Origin of the sequence: Streptococcus vulneris (assembly GCF_019218685.1) — a bacterium.
Classification (GTDB): Bacteria; Bacillota; Bacilli; order Lactobacillales; family Streptococcaceae; genus Streptococcus; species Streptococcus vulneris.
Map to the genome: position 1 here is coordinate 43,913 of NZ_JAHUZC010000002.1, position 25,740 is coordinate 69,652.

22 protein-coding genes and 1 riboswitch are annotated in these 25,740 nt (G+C 40.1%); of the genes, 19 read left to right on the plus strand and 3 right to left on the minus strand.

The annotated features are described in order from the left end of the window. Positions 1-56: 56 nt before the first annotated feature. Positions 57-1,097, plus strand: coding sequence for a translation elongation factor Ts (gene tsf, locus KUA57_RS02245; RefSeq protein ID WP_000808071.1), 1,041 nt, complete (start codon positions 57-59; stop codon positions 1,095-1,097). Positions 1,098-1,218: 121 nt separating this feature from the next. Here the strand turns inward: tsf and cysK are convergent, their stop codons facing one another. The 3 genes from cysK to KUA57_RS02260 all read right to left on the minus strand — a co-directional run bounded on the left by cysK (position 1,219) and on the right by KUA57_RS02260 (position 3,336). After that, a complete protein-coding gene (gene cysK, locus KUA57_RS02250) occupies positions 1,219-2,145 on the minus strand; it encodes a cysteine synthase A (RefSeq protein ID WP_000029880.1) in 927 nt (308 codons plus the stop codon). Between the two features lie 96 nt (positions 2,146-2,241). Next, positions 2,242-2,685: a PH domain-containing protein gene (locus KUA57_RS02255; RefSeq protein ID WP_049499109.1), complete on the minus strand. Its 444-nt coding sequence runs from the start codon at positions 2,683-2,685 to the stop codon at positions 2,242-2,244. Positions 2,686-2,700: 15 nt separating this feature from the next. Next, positions 2,701-3,336 carry a YigZ family protein gene (locus tag KUA57_RS02260; protein ID WP_004262132.1) on the minus strand — a complete coding sequence of 212 codons (636 nt, stop codon included), beginning with the start codon at positions 3,334-3,336 and terminating at the stop codon, positions 2,701-2,703. A 56-nt stretch (positions 3,337-3,392) separates the two neighbouring features. On the opposite strand from KUA57_RS02260, the gene KUA57_RS02265 reads away from it, so the two are divergent. The 18 genes from KUA57_RS02265 (at position 3,393) to pnuC (ending at position 25,740) form a co-directional block, all read left to right on the plus strand. Continuing rightward, positions 3,393-4,691, plus strand: a complete 1,299-nt coding sequence (locus KUA57_RS02265; RefSeq protein ID WP_004262131.1) for an ATP-dependent helicase ComFA — start codon at positions 3,393-3,395, stop codon at positions 4,689-4,691. After that, positions 4,688-5,350: a ComF family protein gene (locus tag KUA57_RS02270; protein ID WP_061864815.1), complete on the plus strand. Its 663-nt coding sequence runs from the start codon at positions 4,688-4,690 to the stop codon at positions 5,348-5,350. Before KUA57_RS02265 ends, KUA57_RS02270 begins: the two co-directional genes overlap by 4 nt. 79 nt (positions 5,351-5,429) lie before the next feature. Further along, the gene (gene hpf, locus KUA57_RS02275) at positions 5,430-5,978 is read left to right on the plus strand and encodes a ribosome hibernation-promoting factor, HPF/YfiA family (protein WP_000599102.1); all 549 of its coding nucleotides are present in this window, start codon (positions 5,430-5,432) and stop codon (positions 5,976-5,978) included. 135 nt (positions 5,979-6,113) lie between these two features. Further along, positions 6,114-8,087 carry a DHH family phosphoesterase gene (locus KUA57_RS02280; protein ID WP_125446627.1) on the plus strand — a complete coding sequence of 658 codons (1,974 nt, stop codon included), beginning with the start codon at positions 6,114-6,116 and terminating at the stop codon, positions 8,085-8,087. Next, complete coding sequence (gene rplI, locus KUA57_RS02285; RefSeq protein ID WP_061864813.1) at positions 8,084-8,536, plus strand: 50S ribosomal protein L9; 453 nt, start codon at positions 8,084-8,086, stop codon at positions 8,534-8,536. The genes KUA57_RS02280 and rplI overlap by 4 nt, the downstream gene beginning before the upstream one ends. A gap of 43 nt (positions 8,537-8,579) precedes the next feature. After that, positions 8,580-9,932: a replicative DNA helicase gene (dnaB, locus tag KUA57_RS02290; RefSeq protein ID WP_000852490.1), complete on the plus strand. Its 1,353-nt coding sequence runs from the start codon at positions 8,580-8,582 to the stop codon at positions 9,930-9,932. 1 nt (position 9,933) lies between these two features. After that, positions 9,934-10,200, plus strand: a complete 267-nt coding sequence (locus KUA57_RS02295; protein WP_042751828.1) for a Veg family protein — start codon at positions 9,934-9,936, stop codon at positions 10,198-10,200. Between the two features lie 88 nt (positions 10,201-10,288). Continuing rightward, complete coding sequence (locus KUA57_RS02300) at positions 10,289-11,482, plus strand: SH3 domain-containing protein (RefSeq protein WP_125446629.1); 1,194 nt, start codon at positions 10,289-10,291, stop codon at positions 11,480-11,482. Positions 11,483-11,787: 305 nt separating this feature from the next. Further along, complete coding sequence (locus KUA57_RS02305) at positions 11,788-14,922, plus strand: SIALI-17 repeat-containing surface protein (RefSeq protein WP_218493581.1); 3,135 nt, start codon at positions 11,788-11,790, stop codon at positions 14,920-14,922. A 117-nt stretch (positions 14,923-15,039) separates the two neighbouring features. Then, on the plus strand, positions 15,040-17,673 hold the full coding sequence (polA, locus tag KUA57_RS02310; protein ID WP_125446633.1) for a DNA polymerase I: 2,634 nt from the start codon (positions 15,040-15,042) through the stop codon (positions 17,671-17,673). Between the two features lie 102 nt (positions 17,674-17,775). Beyond that, a riboswitch (TPP riboswitch) is annotated at positions 17,776-17,878 on the plus strand. Positions 17,879-17,946: 68 nt separating this feature from the next. Further along, positions 17,947-18,237 (plus strand): thiamine-binding protein, encoded by a 291-nt coding sequence (locus KUA57_RS02315; protein ID WP_000647659.1) that lies wholly within the window; start codon positions 17,947-17,949, stop codon positions 18,235-18,237. Next, positions 18,200-18,958, plus strand: coding sequence for an ABC transporter permease (locus tag KUA57_RS02320; RefSeq protein ID WP_167747867.1), 759 nt, complete (start codon positions 18,200-18,202; stop codon positions 18,956-18,958). The genes KUA57_RS02315 and KUA57_RS02320 overlap by 38 nt, the downstream gene beginning before the upstream one ends. 39 nt (positions 18,959-18,997) lie before the next feature. Continuing rightward, positions 18,998-20,005, plus strand: coding sequence for an ABC transporter substrate-binding protein (locus KUA57_RS02325; protein ID WP_061864811.1), 1,008 nt, complete (start codon positions 18,998-19,000; stop codon positions 20,003-20,005). Then, on the plus strand, positions 20,005-20,733 hold the full coding sequence (locus KUA57_RS02330; RefSeq protein WP_061864810.1) for an ABC transporter ATP-binding protein: 729 nt from the start codon (positions 20,005-20,007) through the stop codon (positions 20,731-20,733). Before KUA57_RS02325 ends, KUA57_RS02330 begins: the two co-directional genes overlap by 1 nt. Before the next feature lie 118 nt (positions 20,734-20,851). Beyond that, a complete protein-coding gene (locus tag KUA57_RS02335) occupies positions 20,852-21,310 on the plus strand; it encodes a CtsR family transcriptional regulator (protein ID WP_001211265.1) in 459 nt (152 codons plus the stop codon). A gap of 1 nt (position 21,311) precedes the next feature. Beyond that, positions 21,312-23,744, plus strand: a complete 2,433-nt coding sequence (locus KUA57_RS02340) for an ATP-dependent Clp protease ATP-binding subunit (RefSeq protein ID WP_125446640.1) — start codon at positions 21,312-21,314, stop codon at positions 23,742-23,744. A gap of 148 nt (positions 23,745-23,892) precedes the next feature. Beyond that, a complete protein-coding gene (locus tag KUA57_RS02345) occupies positions 23,893-24,951 on the plus strand; it encodes an AAA family ATPase (protein WP_049487554.1) in 1,059 nt (352 codons plus the stop codon). A gap of 9 nt (positions 24,952-24,960) precedes the next feature. Then, entirely contained in the window at positions 24,961-25,740 is a 780-nt protein-coding gene (pnuC, locus tag KUA57_RS02350; RefSeq protein WP_115904572.1) for a nicotinamide riboside transporter PnuC, read from the plus strand.

Consider the following 25,740-nt stretch of genomic DNA (forward strand, 5'->3'; position numbering starts at 1 on the left):
AGGAGGGCGGGGCTTAGCCCGGCTCTCCTATTTTTAAAAAATATAGGAGAATCAAAATGGCAGAAATTACAGCTAAACTTGTAAAAGAGTTGCGTGAAAAATCTGGTGCCGGAGTTATGGACGCTAAAAAAGCGCTTGTAGAAACAGACGGTGACATCGAAAAAGCGATTGAATTGCTTCGTGAAAAGGGTATGGCTAAGGCAGCTAAGAAAGCTGACCGTGTTGCTGCAGAAGGTTTGACTGGTGTTTACGTTAACGGTAATGTTGCAGCAGTTATTGAAGTAAACGCTGAAACTGACTTCGTTGCGAAAAATGCTCAATTCGTTGAATTGGTAAATACTACAGCTAAAGTTATTGCTGAAGGAAAACCTGCTAATAATGAAGAAGCACTTGCTTTGACAATGCCTTCAGGTGAAACTCTTGAAGCTGCATACGTATCTGCAACAGCAACTATCGGAGAAAAAATCTCATTCCGTCGCTTTGCATTGATTGAAAAAACAGACGCACAACACTTTGGAGCATACCAACATAACGGTGGACGTATCGGTGTTATTTCAGTTGTTGAAGGTGGAGACGAAGCACTTGCTAAACAATTGTCAATGCACATCGCAGCGATGAAACCAACAGTTCTTTCTTACAAAGAATTGGATGAGCAATTCGTTAAAGATGAGTTGGCACAATTGAACCACGTTATCGACCAAGATAACGAAAGCCGTGCAATGGTTAACAAACCAGCTCTTCCACACTTGAAGTATGGATCAAAATCTCAATTGACTGATGAAGTAATTGCTCAAGCTGAAGCTGACATCAAAGCTGAGTTGGCTGCAGAAGGCAAACCAGAAAAAATCTGGGACAAAATTATCCCAGGTAAAATGGATCGCTTCATGCTTGACAACACTAAAGTTGACCAAGCTTACACACTTCTTGCACAAGTTTACATCATGGATGACAGCAAGACAGTTGAAGCATACCTTGAATCAGTTAACGCTTCAGTAGTTGAGTTCGCTCGCTTTGAAGTTGGTGAAGGTATCGAGAAAGCTGCAAACGACTTTGAAGCTGAAGTTGCAGCTACAATGGCAGCAGCCTTGAATAACTAATAATAAAAAGGAAGCCAAATTGCTTCCTTTTTTCTATGCAGTCGATTTTTATAGGGAGGTGTTCCTATTTTTAAGGTATAAATAAAAAGCCCTATAATAAGGGCTAAGTATATTTAGGAGACTACACTTCAAATTCATAGAGTGCTGTAGAGAGATAACGTTCACCGTTATCTGGTGCTAGAGCAAGAACTTTTTTACCTGTACCTAATTTCTTGGCAACCTCGATTGCTCCGTAGATAGCTGCAGCTGAAGAAATACCAACAAGGAATCCTTCTTTTCCACCAATCTCACGGCCGAGTGCTAGTGCATCGTCTGATGTTACACGAACAATACCATCATAGGCATTTGTATCAAGTGTATCAGGAATAAATCCAGCTGAGATACCTTGAATTTTGTGTGGTCCAGGTTTTTCACCAGATAGAATAGCAGATTCGTCTGCCTCTACTGCAAAAACTTGAATGTTAGAATTTGCTGATTTGAGTGCATGAGAAACACCAGAAATGGTTCCACCGGTACCCACTCCAGCAACAAAGGCATCTAGTCCATCTTTACCGAAAGCAGCTAGTATTTCAGCTCCTGTTGTTCTTTCGTGTACTTCTGGATTTGCTGGGTTGTCAAATTGAAGAGGAAGGAAACCATCACGTTCAGCAGCGATTTCTTGAGCCTTAGCAATAGCACCTTTCATTCCTTCGCTACCAGGAGTAAGGACGAGTTCAGCACCATAGGCTTGGATAATCTTACGTCGTTCCACACTCATAGTTTCAGGCATAACGATAACAACTTTATACCCTTTAGCAGCCCCTACCCATGAAAGTCCAATACCAGTGTTTCCACTTGTTGCTTCAACAATAGTAGAACCAGGTTTCAGAATACCGTCTTGTTCAGCTTTTTCAATCATGCTAAGAGCAATACGGTCTTTTACAGAAGAACCAGGGTTGAATGCTTCAAGTTTTACATAGACATCTGCAGCACCTTCTGGCACAATGTTGTTGAGTTTAACAATCGGAGTTTGACCGATTAGTTCAGTAATGTTGTTATAAATAGACATATGAATACCTCTTTGTATAAGATATTTCTAGTATAACGCTATCTATACCATTTGTAAAATATAGAAATCCTATCGAAGTGATAGGATTTTTTTATATCACAGGTCTAATCCATTAATTTTTAAGCGATTGTGATAGGCTAATTCTAGTAAATAGGTGTAAAGTGGAACGATATCCGTTTTCTTAGGAAATTCAAATTTATGAGAACTAAAATGCTCATTATGAGCTTTTAGAAAGACATTTTCTAAATAAGTAATAGTAATTTCACTATCATCTATACCTGCTCCAGCAGTTTCCATTTCAACGTTAACAATGTTCATCAAAAAGATTGATTTAATAGACATCTTACGACCGGTAGCGCCTTGTTTATCTGTAAAGATAATACGTATATTTGTAAATATAATTGAGTCACGAATCAGTTTATATCCACTTTGAATTTCTTCATTTTCTAGTAGATATTGTCCATATTCTTTGATAAGAGTTTCTTTGTTTTGCTCGCTAAAGTTACCAGCGAGTCCTTGAATGAATTTTCCAAATGCCATATTTTTCTCCTTTGTTTACACTAAGTTTACAGAAACTTCAACTTCGCGTAAACCTTGATCCATTAAAGTGACTTTTCCATTAAAAAACTCTACAAGTGCAGCTTTAATATTCTCTTTTTCTTCTTTATCAACATAAATCATCGTATCGACTTGATCTGTAAAGTTTGTTTCAAGTTCCATAATATCATGTTCCTTAAGAAAGTTACTATACTCTTGATACTGAGCGTAAGACATTTGAATAGCAATGCCAGCCTGTTCCTTTATTTCAATGATGCCAATTTCTTTGACAGCTAAGGCAACACTGCCAGCGTAAGCACGAATCAATCCTCCAGCGCCTAGCTTAATGCCTCCAAAGTAGCGTGTCACTACTACACAGACATTAGTAAGATTGTGATTTTCTAGTACCCCAAGCATAGGAACGCCAGCAGTCCCACTGGGCTCACCATCATCACTTGTACGTTTGATTTCACTACGTTCCCCAATAATGAAGGCAGAGCAGTTATGAGTAGCTTTGTAGTGCTCTTTCTTGATGGAAGTAATGAAGTCACGAGCCTCTTCTTCGCTATAAACACGCTTGGCATGACAGATAAAGCGGGATTTTTTGATTTCTTCTTGGACTTGTCCGTCCTCTTTAATTGTTCTAAATTCCATGATTTAATTGTACTAAAAAATCATCTAAAGCGCTAGGTTTTTACGAATAAAGAAGTATGAAAGTAAATCCAAATTATCTCAGTCGGTTGTTTACGGAGAATGAATTAACAGAAGAGGAACGTCAGTTGGCGGAGAAACTTCCAGCAATGAGAAAGGAGAAAGGGAAACTTTTCTGTCAACGTTGTGATAGTGCTATTTTAGATGAATGGTATTTGCCCATCGGTGCTTACTATTGTCGAGAGTGCTTAATTATGAAGAGAGTTAGGAGTGATCAATCTTTATACTATTTCCCACAGGAGGATTTTCCGAAGCAAGATGTTCTTAAATGGCGAGGTCAATTAACTCCTTTTCAAGAGAAGGTGTCAAAGGGATTGATTCAAGCGGTAGATAAGCAGGAACCAACCTTGGTTCACGCTGTAACAGGAGCTGGAAAGACAGAGATGATTTACCAAGTTGTGGCTAAAGTGATTGATGAAGGTGGTGCAGTTTGTTTGGCCAGCCCTAGAATCGATGTGTGTTTGGAGCTGTATAAGCGACTGCAAGATGATTTTGCTTGCGAGATAGCTTTACTACACGGAGAATCAGAACCGTATTTTCGAACACCATTAGTTGTTGCGACGACACATCAGTTATTGAAGTTTTATCAAGCTTTTGATTTGCTGATAGTGGATGAAGTAGATGCTTTTCCTTATGTTGACAATCCCACACTTTACCATGCTGTCAAGAATAGTGTAAAGGAGAATGGACTGAGAATCTTTTTAACAGCGACTTCGACTGATGAGTTAGATAGGAAGGTTCGCATAGGAGAACTAAAACGATTGAGCTTGCCAAGACGATTTCATGGAAATCCGTTGATTATTCCTAAACCTGTCTGGTTATCGGATTTTAATCACTGTTTAGAGAAAAATCGGTTGTCACCAAAGTTAAAGTCCTATATTGAGAAGCAGAGAAAGACAGCTTATCCGTTACTCATTTTTGCTTCAGAAATTAAGAAAGGGGAGCAGTTAAAAGAAATCTTACAGGAGCAATTTCCAAATGAGAAAATTGGCTTTGTATCTTCTGTAACAGAAGATAGATTAGAGCAGGTACAAGCTTTTCGAGATGGAGAACTGACAATACTTATCAGTACGACAATATTGGAGCGTGGAGTTACCTTCCCTTGTGTGGATGTTTTCGTAGTAGAGGCCAATCATCGCCTTTTTACCAAGTCTAGCTTGATTCAGATTGGTGGACGAGTTGGGCGAAGCATGGATAGACCGACAGGAGATTTGCTTTTCTTCCATGATGGGTTAAATACTTCAATCAAGAAGGCAATTAAGGAAATTCAGCAGATGAATAAGGAGGCGAGTCTATGAAGTGCTTATTGTGTGGGGAGACTATGAAGGCTGTTTTAACTTTTAGTAGTCTCTTACTTCTGAAGAATGATGACTCTTGTCTTTGTTCAGACTGTGACTCTACTTTTGAGAGGATTGGAGAAGAGAATTGTCCAAACTGTATGAAAACAGGATTGTCAACGAAGTGTCAAGATTGTCAATTTTGGTGTAAAGAAGGAGTTGAGGTCAGTCATAGAGCGATTTTTACTTACAATCAAGCTATGAAGGATTTTTTCAGTCGGTATAAGTTTGATGGAGATTTCCTTTTAAGAAAAGTGTTCGCTTCATTTTTAAGTGAGGAGTTAAAAAAGTACAAAGAGTATCAATTTGTCGTAATTCCCCTAAGTCCTGAAAGATTACTTGAGAGGGGATTTAACCAGGTTGAAGGTTTAGTTGAAGTAGCAGGGTTCTCTTTTCAAGACTTACTGGATAAGGGAGAAGAGAGAGCTAGTTATTCTAAAAGTCGTTCAGAACGCTTGGGGACAGAACTTCCTTTCTTTATTAAAAGTGGAGTTACTATTCCTAAAAAAATCTTACTTATAGATGACATTTATACTACTGGAACAACTATAAATCGTGTGAAGAAACTGTTGGAAGAGGCTGGTGCTGAGGATGTAAAAACATTTTCCCTTGTAAGATGAGAAAAAAATTTGCAAAACTAAAATGAAAGCGTTATAATGAAATCAGAAAAACAAAAATGTTTAGAAAGAAGGTACTCATATGATTAAATATAGTATCCGTGGTGAAAACCTAGAAGTAACAGAAGCAATTCGTGATTATGTAGTTTCTAAACTCGAAAAGATCGAAAAGTATTTTCAAGCTGAACAAGAGTTGGATGCTCGAGTTAACTTGAAGGTGTATCGTGAAAAAACGGCTAAAGTGGAGGTGACGATTCCGCTTGGCTCAATTACTCTTCGTGCAGAAGATGTGTCTCAAGATATGTATGGTTCAATTGACCTTGTAACCGATAAAATTGAACGTCAGATTCGTAAAAATAAAACAAAAATCGAGCGTAAAAATAAAAATAAGGTAGCAACTAGTCAATTATTTACAGATGCTTTGGTGGAAGATACAAATGTTGCCCAATCCAGAGTTGTTCGTTCAAAACAAATTGATTTAAAACCAATGGATTTGGAAGAAGCTATTCTACAGATGGATTTGTTGGGACATGATTTCTTTATCTATGTGGATGTTGAAGATCAGACAACCAATGTGATTTATCGTCGTGAAGATGGCGAGATTGGCTTGTTAGAAGTTAAAGAATCTTAATTTCAATATGTGTAAAGGAAGGTTTACTAAATTGTAAACCTCCTTTTTCTTATAATTGATAGAATTACTGATTACACTTTTAAAAAGTCGCTTTTTGGTGGTTATTATGGTATAATGGGTGCCAAGAGGTTTGGAATGAAAAAATTTTATGTAAGTCCTATTTTCCCCTTAATATTAGGAATAGTGGCGTTCGGAGTGCTATCTGTGCAACTTGTTTTTGTAACGAATACACTGGTAACGCTATTTCTTTTGCTACTTATTTTGGGTTCATATATTTTACTATTCATCCATCAGAGAGACTACTACTCAAAGAGTGAAGTAGAACAAATCCAGTATGTAAACCACCAAGCTGAAGATAGTTTGACAACTTTGTTAGAACAGATGCCTGTCGGAGTTATTAAACTAGACTTATCGTCAGGTGAAGTTGAATGGTTCAATCCTTACGCTGAATTGATTTTGACTAATGAAGTGGGGGAGATTGATGTTGCATTAATTCAAACAATTATAAAGGCGTCTGTGGGGAATCCAGGTTCTTATGCCACCTTGGGTGAGACTCGCTATTCGGTTCATATGGACAAGGTATCTGGTGTTCTTTACTTCTTTGATGTGTCTGGAGAATACGAAGCGACTGTTGAGTTAGTGACGAGTCGTCCGGTTATTGGAATTGTTTCCGTTGATAACTATGACGATTTAGAAGATGCGACATCGGAGTCTGACATTAGTCATATTAACAGTTTTGTAGCCAATTTTGTTTCAGAATTTGCTGGGAAGCATGCCATGTTCTCCCGTCGAGTAAGTATGGATCGTTTTTATCTGTTTACGGACTACACGGTGCTTGAGGGCTTGATGAATGATAAATTTTCTGTTATTGATGCATTCAGAGAAGAGTCGAAACAGAGACAGTTGCCCTTGACCTTAAGTATGGGATTTTCTTATGGTGATGGAAATCATGATGAGATAGGGAAAGTTGCATTGCTCAACTTGAACTTGGCTGAAGTGCGTGGTGGCGACCAAGTGGTTGTTAAGGAAAACGACGAGACGAAAAATCCAGTTTATTTTGGTGGTGGGTCTGCTGCCTCAATCAAACGTACACGGACTCGTACGCGTGCTATGATGACGGCTATTTCAGATAAGGTTCGTAGTGTGGATCAGGTTTTTGTAGTTGGTCACAAAAATCTAGATATGGATGCTCTTGGCTCTGCTGTAGGTATGCAGTTGTTTGCCAGCAATGTGACTGAAAATAGTTATGCTATTTATGACGAAGAACAAATGTCGCCGGATATTGAACGAGCTGTTTCATTCTTAGAAAAAGAAGGAGTTACAAAGTTGTTGTCTGTTAAGGACGCAATGGGGATGGTGACCAATCGTTCTTTGTTGATTCTTGTAGACCATTCAAAGACAGCTTTAACTTTATCAAAAGATTTTTATGATTTATTTACCCAAACCATCGTCATCGACCACCACAGACGGGATCAGGATTTCCCAGATAATGCAGTTATCACTTATATCGAAAGTGGTGCAAGTAGTGCCAGTGAGTTGGTAACGGAATTGATTCAGTTCCAGAATTCTAAGAAAAATCGTTTGAGTCGTATGCAAGCAAGTGTTTTAATGGCTGGTATGATGTTGGATACTAAAAATTTCACCTCACGAGTGACTAGTCGGACATTTGATGTTGCTAGCTATCTCAGAACGAGAGGAAGTGATAGTATTGCTATCCAAGAAATTGCTGCGACAGATTTTGAAGAATATCGTGAGGTCAATGAACTGATTTTACAAGGGCGTAAATTAGGTTCAGATGTACTAATAGCAGAGGCTAAGGACTCGAAATGTTATGATACAGTTGTTATTAGTAAGGCAGCAGATGCCATGTTAGCTATGTCAGGTATTGAAGCGAGTTTTGTTCTTGCGAAGAATACACAAGGATTTATCTCTATCTCAGCTCGCAGTCGTAGTAAGCTGAATGTACAACGGATTATGGAAGAGCTGGGAGGTGGAGGCCACTTTAATTTGGCAGCAGCTCAAATTAAGGATTTAACCTTGTCAGAAGCAGGTGAAAAACTGACAGAAATTGTATTAAATGAAATAAAGGAAAAGGAGAAAGAAGAATGAAAGTAATCTTTTTAGCAGATGTCAAAGGAAAAGGTAAAAAAGGCGAAATTAAGGAAGTACCAACAGGGTATGCGCAAAACTTTCTTATCAAAAAGAGTCTAGCCAAAGAAGCGACTGCTCAAGCTGTAGGTGAACTTCGTGGTAAACAAAAATCTGAAGAAAAAGCTCATGCTGAGATGATTGCAGAAGCAAAAGCAATTAAAGCTCAACTTGAAGCAGAAGAAACGGTTGTAGAATTCGTTGAAAAGGTTGGTCCAGATGGCCGTACCTTTGGTTCTATTACCAATAAGAAAATTGCAGAAGAATTGCAAAAGCAATTTGGAATTAAGATTGATAAACGTCATATTCAAGTACAAGCTCCGATTCGAGCAGTTGGATTGATTGATGTACCAGTGAAAATCTATCAAGATATCACAAGTGTAATCAATCTTCGTGTGAAAGAAGGGTAAATTTACACTTTCTTGACAAGATTGTAAAAGGAAGGGAAGTATGATGGCAGAAGTAGAAGAGTTACGAGTACAACCTCAAGATATCTTAGCTGAGCAATCCGTTTTAGGGGCTATCTTTATTGACGAGAGTAAGCTTGTTTTTGTGCGAGAATATATTGAGTCTCGGGACTTTTTTAAGTATGCCCATCGTTTGATTTTTCAAGCTATGGTCGATTTATCCGATCGTGGCGATGCTATAGATGCAACAACGGTTCGTACCATTCTTGATAATCAAGGTGATTTACAGAATATTGGTGGCCTGTCTTACTTGGTTGAGATTGTCAATTCTGTGCCAACTTCTGCTAACGCGGAGTATTATGCTAAAATTGTTGCAGAAAAGGCTATGTTACGGCGATTAATCGCCAAGTTGACAGAGTCTGTCAATCAAGCTTACGAGGCTTCGCAACCAGCTGATGAAATCATTGCTCAGGCAGAAAAAGGACTGATTGATGTTAGTGAAAATGCTAATCGAAGTGGATTTAAGAACATTCGAGATGTGTTGAATGTCAACTTTGGAAATCTGGAGGCTCGCTCTCAACAAACGACTGATATTACAGGTATTGCTACGGGCTATCGTGATTTGGATCATATGACGACTGGACTTCATGAGGAGGAGTTAATTATCCTGGCAGCCCGTCCAGCGGTTGGTAAGACAGCCTTTGCCTTGAATATCGCTCAGAATATTGGGACTAAGTTGGACAAAACGGTTGCTATCTTTTCGCTTGAAATGGGTGCGGAAAGTCTAGTAGACCGTATGTTGGCGGCAGAAGGCTTGGTCGAGTCCCATTCTATCCGTACAGGTCAATTGACCGATGAGGAATGGCAAAAGTATACCATTGCTCAAGGGAATCTAGCCAACGCGAGTATCTATATCGATGATACTCCAGGGATTCGGATTACAGAGATTCGTTCTCGTTCTCGTAAACTGGCTCAAGAAACTGGAAATCTTGGTTTGATTTTGATAGACTATTTGCAGCTTATAACGGGAACTGGTCGAGAAAATCGTCAACAAGAGGTTTCAGAAATTTCACGTCAGTTGAAAATCCTAGCCAAGGAACTGAAAGTTCCAGTAATCGCTCTCAGTCAGCTTTCTCGTGGTGTAGAACAACGTCAGGATAAGAGACCGGTCTTGTCTGATATTCGTGAATCTGGGTCTATTGAGCAGGACGCTGATATCGTAGCCTTTCTTTATCGCGACGACTACTATGAGCGTGGTGGTGAAGAAGAGGAAGGCATACCAAATAATAAGGTAGAAGTTATTATCGAGAAAAACCGTAGTGGAGCTCGTGGAACGGTGGAATTAATTTTCCAAAAAGAATACAATAAATTTTCAAGTATCTCAAAGAGGGAGGCATAAGATGTCAGATGCATTTACAGATGTAGCCAAGATGAAAAAAATCAAAGAAGAAATTAAGGCACATGAGGGACAAGTCGTAGAAATGACTTTGGAGAATGGTCGTAAGCGCCAAAAAAATAGATTGGGTAAGTTAATTGAGGTTTATCCATCCCTATTTATCGTTGAATTTGGGAACGTTGAAGGAGATAAACAAGCTAATGTTTACGTTGAATCCTTTACTTACTCAGATATCCTTACAGAAAAGAATTTGATTCATTATTTTGATTAAAGTGAGAAATTTTCTCACTTTTTATTTTTTCTCCGAATAGTTTAAGTGAAGGTAATCTTCGATTTATATTATTTTTCAAGGAGGAAGAATGAAAAGTTCACCATTTAAAGTAACAGAGTCAGGATTTTCTATTAGAAAGTCAGTTAAAAAGGTTGTTCCTTTTTTAGTAGTAGGATTGATGTTGTCAGCTGGAGAAAGTGTTCATGCCAATTCTGGAGGAAGTGGATCGATTGCGCGTGGGGATGATTATCCTGCTTACTATAAAAATGGTAGCCAGACGATTGATAAGTGGCGGATGTATTCTCGCCAGTGTACTTCTTTTGCAGCCTTTCGCTTGAGTAGTGTGAATGGTTTTGAGCTACCAGGAGCTTATGGGAATGCTAACGAATGGGGATATCGTGCTCGTCGTGAAGGTTATCGTGTCGATAATAAACCAGCAATTGGAGCTATTGCTTGGTCTACAGCAGGGGGCTATGGACATGTTGCTTGGGTTTCAAATGTGATGGGTGATAATATAGAAATTGAGGAATATAACTATGATTATAAAGGTAACTATAATAAACGAATTGTAAAAGCAAGCAAGATGACCGGTTTTATTCATTTTAAAGATATAGCTGGTAATTCAACACAGGTATCAAATAGTTCAAAGGATTTAGCAAGCAATTCTAAGGAAGAGTCAAGTGGTTTTAATGAAGTGTCAAACAATCAAGTTGTAACGATTCAGCCTTCTTATTCAACAAAAGGAACTCATTATTTTAAGACAAAAGCTGCTATCAAAACTCAACCATTATCAACTGCAACTACACTTGCCTATTATGATCCAGGCGAGAGTGTTCATTATGATCAGGTGATAGAAAAGGATGGTTACAAGTGGTTGAGTTATATTTCTTATAGCGGGAGTCGTCGTTATATTCAGTTGGAGGGAGTGACTTCGTCACAGAATCAATCAGTAAATAGCTCTAATCATGGTTCAAATAATGGATTGACTGTGGGTTGGAAGAAAATAAATGGTAGTTGGTATTATTTCAAATCAGATGGTTCTAAGGCGACGGGATGGTTGAAAGATGGTTCTACCTGGTATTATTTGAAATTATCTGGTGAAATGCAGACAGGATGGTTAAAGGAAAATGGGGTTTGGTATTATCTGGATAGTTCAGGGGCAATGAAAACAGGCTGGTATCAAGTTTCTGGTAAGTGGTATTATTCTTACTCTTCAGGTGAGCTAGCTGTTAATACAATAGTAGACGGTTATACTGTAAATCATAATGGTGAGTGGGTTTAATTTTAAGTAATTGAATCTGAACAGGAGAGAAATCTCCTGTTTTTTTGTTTAAAATAGAGTTTTTATGAAGAATTAAGATATCTGAATTGAATTCAAAACTATAATTTACTATAGAAAATGAAAAGAATGGAAAGAAAGAAAAAAGAAAGCTAGTAAAATATGCTTTACTTTCTTGAGAATTTTCCATGTTTTTGAAATATAATATATCAATAACAAAGTATATATAATATAATGTATACCTTGATTTCACTCAAAAAAAGGTTTATAATGTACATAAATATGATTCTTAAAAAGAGGTACACAAGATGAACAAAAAGAAAATGATTTTAACTAGCTTAGCAAGTGTTGCTGTTTTGGGAGCGGCATTTGTTGCATCTCAACCGTCAGTCGTGAAAGCTGATGGCAAACCAGTAGCTACTCAACCTGCTGGAGATTCTCAGTCTACACCTGCGGCTGAAACTCCAAAAACTGAAGTAGAAAAAGCTAAAGAAGCTGAAAAAGAAGCTAACGCTAAAGTTGATGAAGCTCAAGCAAAAGTAGATACGACAACTACTGCAGCTGATGAAGCAACTACTAAGCTTGAAGCAGAGAAAAAAGAAGCAGCAGAAGCTGATGCTGCAAAAATTAAAGCTGAAGAAGCTAAAAAAACTGCTGCTGATGAACTAGCTGCTGCTAAAGAAAAAGCTGCCGAAGCTGATGTTAAAGCTAAAGAAGAAGCTAAAAAAGAAGAAGACGCTAAAAAAGAAGAGGCTGAAGCTAAAGAAACTTTAACTGAAGCTTTGAAACAAATTCCTGATAACGAATTGCTTGACAAAAAAGCAAAAGAAGAATTATTAAATGCTGTAGAAGCTGGTGATTTAAAAGCTGGTGATTTAAAAGCTGGTGATGTTCTTGCTGAATTAGCAGATGATAACGAAAAAGCTGAAGCTAATAAAGAAACTGAGAAAAAATTAAGAAATAAAGACCAAGCTGCTACTGCTGATGCTGGTGCAACTCAAGCTAACCCTTCAACTAAAGATCAACTTCCAGAAGATATTAAAGCTGGGATTGACAAAGCTGAAAAAGCTGATGCTGCTCGTCCTGCATCAGAAAAACTTCAAGATAAAGCTGATGATTTAGGTGAAAATGTTGATGAGCTTAAAAAAGAAGCGGATGCATTAAAATCTGAAGAAGATAAAAAAGCTGATACATTAACTAAGAGAGATGAAACTCTACAAAAAACTAAAAAAGCTCTTGAAACAGCAAAAGCAAATGGTTCATCTGAAGAAATTGTTAAAATTTTAGAAGATGTTGCTAAAAAAGCAGAAGCAGCTCGTGATGCTGCACAAAATGACTTTGATCAAGCTGCTTTAGATACTAAAGCTGTTGCTGACGAATTAAACAAACTTACTGATGAGTACAACAAAACTCTAGAAGAAGTGAAAGCTGCTAAAGAAAAAGAAGCGAACGAGCCAGCTAAACCAGTAGAAGAAGAGCCAGCTAAACCAGCAGAGAAAACAGAAGCTGAAAAAGCTGCTGAAGCTAAAGCAGAAGCGGATGCTAAAGTTGCTGAATTAGAGAAAAAAGTTGCTGAAGAAGCTAAAAAAGTTGAGGAAGCTACTGCTAAAGCTGAAAAAGAAGCTGCTGACGTAACTGCTGCTCAAACTAAAAAAGAAGAAGCTGAAAAAGCTAAAGCTGACGCAGAAGCTGAATTAGCCAAAGCTAAAGAAGAAGCTGAAAAAGCAAAAGCTAAAGTTGAAGAAGAAGTTAAAAAAGAAGAAGAGGCTAAAAAAGAAGAAGCTGAAACTAAAACAGCTCTTAAAGACGCTTTAGATCAACTTGAAGAAGATGCGATTGCAGAAATTCATAAAGATGCAAGTATAACTGATAAAGAAAAAGCAATAGCTGATAAAAAAGCTGAAATTGGTAAAGAAGCTATTCTAGATGCCGTTGAAAAAGGTGATTTATCTGCTAAAGATATTCTAAAAGAATTAGAAAACGACTATAACACTAGAAACAAAGCTCCTGAAAAAGTTGATGAAACTAAAAAATTAGATGCTGAAGAAGCTAAAAAAATTGATGAAGCTGCTAAAAAAGAAGCTTCTAAACCAATCGTTAAAAAACTTACAGATATTGCTGATGATTTAGCTGAAAAAATTGAAAAATTAACTAAAGAAGCTGATAAAGATAAAGCAGATGCTGCTGAAAAAGCTAAGGCAGTAGAAGAGAAAAATGCTGCCTTAGATAAACAAAAAGAAACCTTAGAAAAAGCTAAAGTTGCTCTTGAAACAGCTAAAACGAATAAAGCTGATCAAGATGTTATCGATAAATTACAAGATGCTGTAACTAAACTAGAAGGTTCTGTCGCTTCTGCTAAAGCTTCTGTTGATGAAGCTCAAGCTAAATTTGACGAAGTTAACGAATCATTACAAGCGCGTAAAAATGCAATCGATACACTAACTGACGATTACAACGCAACTTTAGGTTATATCGAAAACTTAAAAGAAGTTCCTAAAGGTGAAGAACCTAAAGATTTCAGTGGTGGCGTAAGTGATGATGAAGCACCTACTGAGCCTGCTAAGGAAGCAGATGAAGTTCCAACTGTTCCTGATGCTCCAGAATTCACTGGTGGGGTAAATCCTGCTGACGCTCCTTCTGACGATGCTAAACAACCTGACGAAGTACCAACTGCTCCTAATGCTCCAGAATTTAATGGTGGAGTAAATCCTAGTGATTCTCCTTCTGACGATGCTAAACAACCTGACGAAGTACCAACTGTTCCTAATGCTCCTGAATTCACTGGTGGGGTAAATCCTGCTGATGCTCCTACGGCTGAAAATGCTCCAGAGTTTAACGGTGGCGTGAATCCTAGTGATTCTCCTTCTGGAGATAATGAATCTGATTTTACTGGTGGGGTAAATGATGCAACACCTCCTACTGTAGCCGATGCTCCAGAATATACAGGCGGCGTTAATGGTTTAGAAGCAGCAATTAATGAAGTTCCAGAATATAAAGGGGGTGCTAACTTTGTCTTAGCAGCTGTTAACGAAGTTCCAGAATATACAGGACCTTTATCTACAAATGATGAAGACCCTGTAGTGAACAATGTTCCAGCATATGGAGAAACAGGAGCACCAGCTGTAAATAATGTTCCGGCGTATGCAGAAACAGGTGCCCCAGCCGTAAATAATGTTCCAGCGTATGCAGAAACAGGAGCGCCAGCTGTAAACAATGTTCCAGCGTATGCAGAAACAGGAGCCCCAGCCGTAAATAATGTTTCAGACTATAAACTGACAACAGTAGGAACTAAGCAAGATCAGACTTATCAAGCGCCAGCAGCAAAAACAGAAGATAAAAAAGAACTTCCAAATACTGGTGGTAAAGATAATGTTGCAGTTACATCATTAGGATTCCTTGGATTGTTCCTTGGTGCTATTCCATTTGTGAAACGTAAAAACTAATTCATTTCGTAGCTTGAAAGAGGGGGAATAACTTCCTTCTCTTTTTATATTATCTTAGTTTCTCTCAGGGAACTCTTCCTAATGGTATTTTTTGGTGCTTTCCTTTATAATGGGTGTATGGATAAGAAAAAATTATTATTGATTGATGGGTCTTCTGTTGCTTTTCGGGCGTTTTTTGCGCTCTATCAGCAGTTGGACCGTTTTAAGAATGCGGCTGGCTTGCATACCAATGCGATTTATGGCTTTCAGTTGATGTTGAGCCATTTGTTGGAGCGGGTTGAGCCGAGTCATATTTTGGTGGCTTTTGATGCGGGTAAGACGACCTTCCGTACAGAGATGTATGCGGACTATAAGGGTGGTCGGGCTAAGACTCCTGATGAGTTTCGTGAGCAATTTCCCTTCATTCGTGAGTTGCTGGATCATATGGGGATTCGTCATTATGAGTTGGCTCAGTATGAGGCGGATGACATCATTGGGACGCTGGATAAACTAGCTGAGCAGGATGGTTTTGATATTACCATTGTCAGTGGGGACAAGGACTTGATTCAGCTGACGGATGAGCATACGGTGGTTGAGATTTCCAAGAAAGGTGTGGCTGAGTTTGAGGCCTTTACGCCAGAATATCTTATGGAAAAGATGGGCATCACACCGACTCAGTTTATCGATCTCAAGGCGCTCATGGGTGATAAGTCGGATAATATCCCTGGGGTGACCAAAATCGGTGAAAAGACGGGTATCAAGCTCTTGCTGGAGCATGGTTCGCTTGAGGGGATTTATGAAAATATTGATGGGATGAAGGCTTCTAAGATGAAGGAAAATCTCATCCATGATAAGGAACAGGCCTTTTTGTCGAAAACACTGGCGACCATTGATACCAAGGCACCGATTGAGATTGGTTTGGATGATTTGGTCTATAGTGGTCCAGATGTGGAAAATCTTGGGAAATTCTACGATGAGATGGGCTTCAAACAGCTCAAGCAGGCTTTAAATGTGTCGTCAGCTGATGTGACTGAGAGTTTGGACTTTACTATTGTTGACCAAGTCTGTCAAGACATGCTGAATGAAGAATCTATCTTCCATTTTGAGCTTTTTGGTGAGAATTACCATACGGATGATTTGGTTGGATTTGCCTGGTCTTGTGGGGATAAGCTCTATGCTACAGATAAACTTGAACTTTTGCAAGAGCCTATTTTCAAGGATTTTTTAGAAAAAACACATCTGAGAGTTTATGATTTTAAAAAGGCCAAAGTTCTCTTGAATCGTTTTGGTGTAGATTTACAGGCGCCTGCTTTTGATAGCCGTTTGGCTAAATACCTCCTTTCGACTGTGGAGGACAATGAAATTGCGACTATTGCTAGTCTTTATGGTCAGACTTACTTGGTCGATGATGAGACCTTCTACGGTAAGGGTGTCAAGAGAGCCATTCCTGCACGTGAGAAATTCTTGGAGCATTTAGCTCGTAAGCTTGCAGTTTTGGTCGAAACAGAGCCTATTTTGCTTGAAAAACTCAGCGAAAATGGGCAATTAGAGCTTCTTTATGATATGGAGCAACCTCTGGCTTTTGTCCTTGCCAAGATGGAAATTGCTGGGATTACGGTCAAGAAAGAGACCTTGCTTGAGATGCAGGCTGAAAATGAGCTTGTCATTGAAAAACTGACTCAGGAGATTTATGAACTGGCTGGTGAGGAGTTTAATATTAACTCGCCTAAGCAGTTGGGCGTGCTTCTCTTTGAAAAATTGGGACTTCCTCTAGAATACACTAAGAAAACCAAGACAGGTTACTCGACAGCGGTGGATGTCTTGGAGCGTCTAGCTCCTATTGCACCGATTGTTAAGAAAATCCTGGATTACCGTCAGATTGCCAAGATTCAATCTACTTATGTGATTGGCTTGCAGGACTGGATTTTGGCTGATGGCAAGATTCATACTCGCTATGTGCAGGATTTGACCCAGACTGGGCGTCTGTCTAGTGTGGATCCAAACTTGCAAAATATTCCTGTGCGATTGGAACAAGGCCGTCTCATTCGTAAGGCTTTTGTGCCTGAGTGGGAGGATAGTGTACTTCTCAGCTCCGACTATTCACAGATTGAATTGCGTGTTTTGGCGCATATTTCTAAAGACGAGCACTTGATTAAGGCTTTTCAAGAGGGGGCAGATATCCATACTTCGACAGCCATGCGGGTCTTTGGCATTGAGCATCCTGAGGATGTGACTCCAAACGACCGTCGCAATGCCAAGGCAGTCAACTTTGGAGTGGTTTACGGGATTTCCGACTTTGGCTTGTCTAATAATTTGGGCATTAGCCGTAAGGAGGCCAAGGCTTACATTGATACCTACTTTGAACGTTTCCCAGGTATTAAAAACTATATGGATGAAGTGGTGCGTGAGGCGCGTGATAAGGGCTATGTAGAGACCCTCTTCAAGCGTCGTCGTGAGTTGCCGGATATCAATTCGCGTAACTTTAACATTCGTGGTTTTGCTGAGAGAACTGCCATTAACTCACCTATCCAGGGTTCGGCAGCAGATATTCTCAAGATTGCCATGATTCAGCTAGATAAAGCCTTGGTTGCAGGTGGTTATCAGACTAAGATGCTGTTGCAAGTGCACGATGAAATCGTCCTTGAAGTGCCTAAATCGGAACTAGCAGAGATGAAAAAATTGGTCAAACAAACCATGGAAGAAGCCATCCAACTCAGTGTTCCCCTCATCGCAGATGAAAATGAAGGTGCAACCTGGTACGAGGCTAAATAAAAAAGCTATATAGAGTTTGAAGCATTTGTTTTCAAACTCTTTTTCATGTTTTTCTGTAAGCAGTTTCCTTGACATTTTTTTTGTTTTACGCTATCATATGTCCATATAATATATGGGAGTCTGTGTACAGTCTGAGAGGAAGTGTTAAACTTCGACCGCACCTGATCTGGGTAATGCCAGCGTAGGGAACGATACTTAGTCTAATCTTGACCTTTTCCATATATGGTAAAGGTTTTTCTTTTTGTCAAAGGAAAACGAGAAGAGGAGGTTCTTATGAAAGCAAGCATAGCCTTGCAAGTTTTACCCTTGGCACAGGGAATTGATCGGATTGCTGTTATTGATCAGGTCATTGCTTATCTGCAAGCTCAAGAAGTAACTATGGTGGTGACACCATTTGAAACGGTCTTGGAAGGGGAGTTTGATGAGCTCATGCGCATTCTCAAAGAAGCGCTAGAGGTAGCAGGGCAAGAGGCAGACAATGTCTTTGCCAATGTTAAAATAAATGTAGGAGAGATATTAAGTATTGATGAGAAACTTGAAAAGTATACTGAGACGACACATTAGTCTATTGGGCTTTCTAGGAGTCTTGTCAATCTGGCAGCTAGCAGGTTTGCTTAAACTTCTCCCCAAGTTTATCCTGCCGACACCTCTTGAAATTCTCCAGGCCTTTGTTCGTGATAGAGAATTTCTCTGGCACCATAGCTGGGCGACCTTGAGAGTGGCTTTGCTGGGGTTGGTTCTGGGAGTTTTGATTGCCTGTCTCATGGCTGTGCTTATGGATAGTTTGACTTGGCTTAACGATCTGATTTACCCTATGATGGTGGTTGTTCAGACCATTCCGACCATTGCCATAGCTCCTATCCTGGTCTTGTGGCTCGGTTATGGGATTTTACCCAAGATTGTCTTGATTATCTTGACGACTACTTTTCCTATCATCGTTAGCATTTTGGACGGTTTTAGGCATTGTGACAAGGATATGCTGACCTTGTTTAGTCTGATGCGGGCCAAACCTTGGCAAATTCTGTGGCATTTTAAAATCCCAGTCAGCCTGCCTTACTTTTATGCAGGTCTGAGGGTCAGTGTCTCCTACGCCTTCATCACAACAGTGGTATCTGAGTGGTTGGGAGGCTTTGAAGGACTAGGTGTCTACATGATTCAGTCCAAGAAACTGTTTCAGTATGATACCATGTTTGCTATTATTATTCTGGTATCGATTATCAGTCTTCTTGGTATGAAGTTGGTCGATATTAGTGAAAAATATGTTATTAAATGGAAACGTTCATAAGAAAAAGGATGTTTCTGAAAAAGAAAAGAGGAAATTGAAATGAAGAAAACATGGAAAGTGTTTTTAACGCTTGTGACAGCTCTTGTAGCTGTTGTGCTTGTTGCCTGTGGTCAAGGAACTGCTTCTAAGGACAATAAGGAAGCAGAACTCAAGAAGATTGACTTTATCCTAGACTGGACGCCAAATACCAACCACACAGGGCTTTATGTTGCTAAGGAAAAAGGTTATTTCAAAGAAGCTGGAGTGGATGTTGATTTGAAATTGCCACCAGAAGAAAGTTCTTCTGACTTGGTTATCAATGGTAAGGCACCGTTTGCAGTCTATTTCCAAGATTATATGGCTAAAAAATTGGAAAAAGGAGCAGGAATTACTGCCGTTGCAGCTATCGTAGAACACAATACATCAGGAATCATTTCTCGTAAATCTGACAATGTAGCTAGTCCAAAAGACTTGGTTGGTAAGAAATACGGAACTTGGAATGACCCAACTGAACTTGCTATGTTGAAGACCTTGGTAGAATCACAAGGTGGAGACTTTGAGAAGGTCGAAAAAGTACCAAACAACGATTCAAACTCAATCACACCGATTGCCAATGGAGTTTTTGACACTGCTTGGATTTACTACGGTTGGGATGGTATCCTTGCAAAATCTCAAGGAGTAGAGGCTAACTTCATGTACTTGAAAGACTACGTCAAGGAGTTTGACTACTACTCACCAGTTATCATCGCAAACAACGACTATTTGAAAGACAATAAAGAAGAAGCTCGTAAAGTCATCCAAGCTATCAAAAAAGGCTACCAATATGCCATGGAGCATCCAGAGGAAGCAGCAGATATCCTCATTAAGAATGCACCTGAACTCAAGGAAAAACGTGACTTTGTCATCGAATCTCAAAAATACTTGTCAAAAGAATACGCAAGCGACAAGGAAAAATGGGGGCAATTTGACGCAGCTCGTTGGAATGCCTTCTACAAATGGGATAAAGAAAATGGTATCCTAAAAGAAGACTTGACAGACAAAGGCTTTACCAATGAATTTGTGAAATAATGACAGAAATTAGACTAGAACACGTCAGTTATGCCTACGGACAAGATAGAATTTTAGAAGACATCAACCTGCAGGTGACTTCAGGTGAAGTGGTTTCTATCCTAGGCCCAAGTGGTGTTGGGAAAACCACCCTCTTTAACCTAATCGCTGGGATTTTAGAAGTTCAGTCAGGGAGAATTGTCCTTGATGGGGAGGAAAATCCTAAGGGGCGCGTGAGTTATATGTTGCAAAAGGATCTCCTCTTGGAGCATAAGACAGTCCTTGGCAATATCATCCTGCCCCTCTTGATTCAAAAGGTTGATAAGGCAGAAGCCATTGCTCGAGCGGATGAAATTCTTGCGACTTTCCAGTTGACAGCTATAAGAGATAAATACCCTCATGAACTCAGTGGTGGGATGCGCCAGCGTGTAGCCTTGCTTCGTACCTACCTTTTCGGGCACAAGCTATTTCTCCTAGATGAGGCCTTTAGCGCCTTGGATGAGATGACTAAGATGGAACTCCATGCTTGGTATCTGGAGATTCACAAGCAGTTGCAACTAACAACCTTGATCATTACGCATAGTATCGAGGAGGCCCTCAATCTCAGTGACCGCATCTATATCTTGAAAAATCGTCCTGGGCAAATTGTTTCAGAAATTAAACTAGATTGGTCCGAAGATGAGGACAAGGAAGTTCAAAAGATTGTCTACAAACGTCAAATCTTGGCAGAATTAGGCTTAGATAAGTAGAAAAATAGGGAGTTGGTGAAGATTATCCTTTACCAACGCCCTTTTTCTTTTAAAAATGAGAAAATTTCGGTATAATAGTCAAAGATAGTCAAGGTTTAAAGAGAGAGGTGGGTTTGTAATGAGATTTAAAAATACATCGGATCATATTGAGGCCTACATCAAGGCGATTTTAGATCAATCTGGAATTGTGGAGTTGCAACGGAGTCAGTTGGCAGATACCTTCCAGGTTGTTCCTAGTCAGATTAACTATGTGATCAAGACGCGCTTTACTGAAAGTAGAGGCTACTTGGTTGAAAGTAAACGTGGTGGCGGAGGCTACATTCGTATAGGACGGATTGAGTTTTCTAGTCATCATGAAATGCTCAGGGATCTGCTTTACTCAATTGGTGAGCGGGTCAGTCAAGAAATTTATGAGGATATTCTGCAGCTTTTGGTTGAGCAGGAATTGATGACCAAGCAGGAGATGAATTTGCTGGTGGCAGTAGCTTTGGATCGCGTTCTAGGAGAAGAAGCTCCAGTTGTTCGTGCTAATATGCTAAGACAGGTCATACAAGAGGTAGATAGAAAAGGGAAGTAAGATGAACTATTCAAAAGCATTGAATGAATGTATCGAAAGTGCCTACATGGTTGCAGGCCATTTTGGAGCTCGTTACCTAGAGTCTTGGCACTTGTTGATTGCCATGTCCAATCACAGTTATAGTGTGGCAGGGGCGACTTTAAATGATTATCCATATGAGATGGACCGTTTAGAAGAAGTCGCTTTGGAACTGACTGAAACGGACTATAGCCAGGATGAAACCTTTACGGAATTGCCGTTTTCTCATCGTTTACAGGTTCTTTTTGATGAAGCGGAATATGTGGCGTCAGTGGTCCATTCTAAGGTGCTAGGGACGGAGCACGTCCTTTATGCGATTTTACATGATGGCAATGCCTTGGCGACTCGTATCTTGGAGAGGGCTGGTTTTTCTTATGAAGACAAGAAAGATCAGGTTAAGATTGCTGCCCTACGTCGAAATCTAGAAGAACGGGCAGGCTGGACTCGTGAAGATCTCAAGGCTTTACGACAACGACATCGTACAGTAGCTGATAAGCAAAATTCTATGGCTAATATGATGGGCATGCCCCAGACTCCGAGTGGTGGTCTCGAGGACTATACGCATGATTTGACAGAGCAAGCTCGTTCTGGCAAGTTAGAACCAGTCATCGGTCGGGACAAAGAAATCTCACGTATGATTCAAATTTTGAGTCGGAAAACCAAGAATAATCCTGTCTTGGTTGGAGATGCGGGTGTCGGGAAAACTGCTCTGGCGCTTGGTCTCGCCCAGCGTATTGCTAGTGGTGATGTACCTGCAGAAATGGCTAAGATGCGCGTGTTGGAGCTTGATTTGATGAATGTCGTTGCAGGGACACGCTTCCGTGGTGACTTTGAAGAGCGCATGAACAATATCATCAAGGATATTGAAGAAGATGGCCAAGTCATCCTCTTTATCGATGAACTCCACACTATCATGGGTTCTGGGAGCGGTATTGATTCAACTTTGGATGCGGCCAATATCTTGAAACCAGCTTTGGCGCGTGGAACTTTGAGAACGGTTGGTGCCACCACTCAGGAAGAATACCAAAAACACATCGAAAAAGATGCGGCCCTTTCTCGTCGATTCGCCAAAGTGACGATCGAAGAGCCAAGCGTGGCAGACAGCATGACCATTTTACAAGGTTTGAAGGCGACTTATGAGAAACATCACCGTGTGCAAATCACAGATGAAGCGGTCGAAACAGCTGTCAAGATGGCGCATCGTTACTTGACTAGCCGTCACTTGCCAGACTCTGCTATCGATCTCTTGGACGAAGCAGCAGCAACAGTGCAAAATAAGGCTAAGCATGTAAAAGCAGACGATTCTGACTTAAGTCCAGCTGACAAGGCCCTGATGGATGGTAAGTGGAAACAGGCAGCTCAGTTAATCGCAAAAGAAGAGGAAGTGCCTGTCTATAAAGACTTGGTGACAGAGTCTGATATTTTGACCACCTTGAGTCGCTTGTCAGGTATTCCAGTCCAAAAACTGACTCAGACTGATGCTAAGAAATACCTAAACTTGGAAGCTGAATTGCACAAACGTGTCATCGGGCAAGATCAAGCAGTTTCAAGCATTAGCCGTGCGATTCGCCGCAACCAGTCAGGGATTCGCAGTCATAAGCGTCCGATTGGTTCCTTTATGTTCTTAGGGCCTACAGGTGTCGGTAAGACCGAATTGGCTAAGGCTCTAGCAGAAGTTCTTTTTGATGATGAATCAGCTCTGATCCGCTTTGATATGAGTGAATATATGGAGAAATTTGCAGCCAGCCGTCTCAATGGAGCTCCTCCGGGCTATGTGGGTTATGAAGAAGGTGGGGAGTTGACCGAGAAGGTTCGCAACAAACCCTATTCCGTTCTCCTCTTTGACGAAGTAGAAAAGGCCCACCCAGACATCTTTAATGTCCTCTTGCAGGTCTTGGATGACGGTGTCTTGACAGATAGTAAGGGACGCAAGGTCGATTTTTCAAATACCATTATCATCATGACATCGAACCTTGGTGCGACAGCCCTTCGTGATGATAAGACTGTCGGATTTGGGGCTAAGGATATTCGTTTTGACCAGGAAAACATGGAAAAACGCATGTTTGAAGAGTTGAAAAAGGCTTATAGACCTGAATTCATCAACCGTATTGATGAAAAGGTGGTCTTCCATAGCCTATCTAGCGACCATATGCAGGAAGTGGTGAAGATTATGGTTAAACCTTTAGTGGCAAGTTTGGCTGAAAAAGGCATTGATTTGAAATTACAAGCTTCAGCCCTGAAATTGTTGGCAAATCAAGGATATGACCCAGAGATGGGAGCTCGTCCACTTCGCAGAACCCTGCAAACAGAAGTGGAGGACAAGTTGGCAGAACTTCTTCTTAAGGGAGATTTGGTGGCAGGCAGCACACTTAAGATTGGTGTTAAAGCAGGCCAGTTAAAATTTGATATTGCATAAAAATGGAGAATCAGGAGCAATCTTGATTCTCTTTTTTGCTACTTTTTTATAAAAAATAATAAAAAACTATTGACAAAACAAAAATATAGTTTATAATAAAAAACATAGATAATAAAAATATCAAAAATTATAAAAAGGCAATGCGTTTATGAAAAAGAAAACAGCAGTGGTATTTGGAACCTTTGCTCCGCTTCATCAAGGTCATATCGATCTGATCCAGCGTGCGAAGCGACAGTGTGACCGGGTTTGGGTTGTCGTTTCAGGCTATGAGGGAGATAGAGGGGAGCAGGTAGGCTTAACGCTTCAAAAAAGATTTCGCTATATCCGAGAGGCCTTTGGTGATGACGAGTTGACCTCTGTCTGCAAGTTAGATGAAACCAATCTTCCTCGTTACCCTATGGGTTGGCAGGAGTGGTTGGACCAAATGTTAGAGGAGATTTCCTATGATGAAACCCAGCAAGAACTAATTTTCTTTGTGGGAGAAGCAGACTACCAGCAAGAATTGTCTAATCGTAGCTTTGAGACTGTCTTGCAAGAAAGAAAGTTTGGTATCTCAGCGACTATGATTCGAGAAAATCCAAGCAAATATTGGAAATATATTGCTCAACCCTTCCGACGTCAGTTTACAAAGAAAGTGTTGATTATGGGAAGTGCCAGCAATGGGAAGACCACTTTAGCCAAGGATTTGGCAAGGTATTACGATGCACCAGTTAGCCTGGAATACGCGCGTGAGTACCAGATCAAAAACAATGTCCGCGACGATGAATTGACTCCAAAGGATTACTATTATCTCCTGTTGGGGCAGTATGACCAGACATCTAAGTTAATCGATAGCAATGCCAATAGGGGACTGGTAATAGCAGACACCAACTCCTTAGTAACCAAGGGCTACTATGATTATTACATGGAGACTGAGGACCAAAGGGACTTATCAGGAGAGACATTTGACAATCTCTTTGTTTCAATCTTGGCTAAGGAAAAATGGGACTTGATTCTCTTTGTGCAACCTGTCGGTTCCTATGTCAATGACGGATTTAGAGATATGACTATGGCAGAAGACCATATTCGTCATAGTTTTTCCCAGCATTTGGACCAGATGAGGGAGCGCTACTTAGCAAACATTCCACTAGTTTATCTAGCAGAAGATTATCTAGGAAATTATGAAGCAGCAAAAGTGGCTATTGATGCCATTTACCAAGCAGATTAGGAGAAAAATATGAAAAAACTAACTGAAAAAATCACACAATTTATCGAAAACTTTAAAAATGTCCATGCGGAAGCCCGCAAGATCGGTTTTGCAGGAATCATGAACCTGCTCTGGAAAGATCTCTTTGTCGGCCGTAGCCTCTTCCAGTGGTTGTATCTTATTGTCTTGTCAAGTGTTCCCTTGATCTTGGAATTCACGCAAAATACAGAAAGTCATGACTGGATGAGCTTGTTGGCATCTTGGACTGGGATTGTCTGTGTTATCTTGGTAGCAGAAGGGCGTGCAAGCAATTATCTCTTTGGGGCCATCAACTCAGCTATCTATTTGGTTTTGGCCATGAACGCGACTTTTTATGGAGAAGTCTTGACAACCGTTTACTTCTTTGTCATGCAGCCGATTGGCCTCTATGCTTGGCTGTCCAACCGTATCAATGATCAAGGAAAAGTAGAAGAATCTCACTTTGAAGCTAAGAAATTATCTGTGCTTGACTGGCTCAAGTACTTGGCTTTGACTGCTATCATTTGGATTGGTATGGGCTTGGCTTACCAAAGTATTCATAGCGCTCGCCCTTTCCGTGATAGTGTAACCGATGCGACCAATGGTGTAGGTCAGCTCTTGATGACACGTCTCTACCGTGAGCAATGGATTTTCTGGATTGCAACCAATCTTTTTAGTATCTACCTCTGGTGGGGTGAAAATATCCACATCCAAGGGATGTACTGGGTTTACACACTCAATAGTCTAGTAGGTTGGTACCAATGGACCAAGGCAGTTCGTAAGGAGGCATAA